The organism is Microbacterium sp. zg.Y909 (genome assembly GCF_024626565.1).
Map to the genome: position 1 here is coordinate 1 of NZ_JANJFJ010000676.1, position 1,132 is coordinate 1,132.

The 1,132-nt window shown below is 70.3% G+C and carries 1 protein-coding gene and 1 pseudogene; one reads left to right on the forward strand and one right to left on the reverse strand.

Going from position 1 to position 1,132, the window contains the following annotated elements:
- Window positions 1-207, forward strand: a pseudogene (locus tag NQ160_RS24050) (ABC transporter permease); the annotation flags it as partial.
- A gap of 19 nt (window positions 208-226) precedes the next feature.
- Here the strand turns inward: NQ160_RS24050 and NQ160_RS24055 are convergent.
- On the reverse strand, window positions 227-1,132 hold a 906-nt coding region (locus tag NQ160_RS24055), incomplete at its 5' end, for a DUF2207 domain-containing protein (RefSeq protein WP_257517491.1).

The window sequence follows — 1,132 nt, forward strand, 5'->3', positions numbered from 1 at the left end:
GGCATGCTGCTGCCCCTCGACGCCGCGCCGGGATGGATGCGGGCGGTCGCCACCGTGAATCCGATCAACTGGGTCGTGCAGGCCGAGCGCGCACTGTTCGCCGGGGATGTCGGCAGCGGCCCGGTTTTCTGGGGTTGGGTCGCCGCCTTGGCGCTTGCGGCGGTCGGGCTCGCCGTCGGCATCCGCGCGATGCGCCGCAGCAGCTGACCGCCGGGGGCAGGGTGCGTCAGACGCCGCCGCCTCCGCCGCCTCCGCCGCCCCCGCCTGCGGAGCCACCGCCGGACGAGCCGCCCGACGTCGACGACGACGACATCGCGGCGCTCGACAGCGAGGCGATGCTCGACGAGAACGCGGCGGCGTTGAACGCCGCGGAGCCGTAGTACCACGAGGGGGTCACCCCGGCGTCTCCGTAGTAGACCATCAGCTCATCAGCCCACTTCTTCTCCTGCCCGAAGACGACGGCATAGGGCAGCAGCGTCTCGTACAGGTGGATCATCTGCCGTGGGTCGCCGACGTCGACGGGGCGCCGCTCGGCACCCTGCGGCGACTGCAGCATGCGGATGCGGTCCGCCTCCGCCCAGTCGATGAAGATCTTCAGGCCCGCCAGGTGGTCACGCAGCTCCGCACCGGCATCCGTCAACGGCCGGTGGAAAACCAACCCCATTCCGAAGGCCAGCACGATCCCCGCCACCACCATGAGCACCAGCGGCACCAACACGTTGACGGATGCCGCGATTGCCAGCATCCCGAAGAGGATCACGAGCACCGTCCCGGCGAACAGCGCCGCCGCGGGCCACGTGCGCACGCGCCCGGGAACCGACCGATACACCCCTCGCTTCTTGAGCTCGACTCCCGCCGCCTTGAGGATCTTCGAGGCCACGCCCGACAGCCGCGTGTCCTGCTTGCCGAACTCGAAGGTCGCACCGGGCCGCGCGCCCTTGCCGAACAGCCCGTCGAGCAACATGCGGCCGTCGCGGTCCGCCCGAGAGCGATCGACCAGCTCCACCTGCAGCTTCGACCCGCCGAATGCGCGTTTCGATCCCTCCACGATGCGGAGGGACCCCACGATGGCCTGCTCGAGCACCTCCGCCGGAATGGCCTTCGACGTCTTGCCGAGCATGACGGCGCTCTC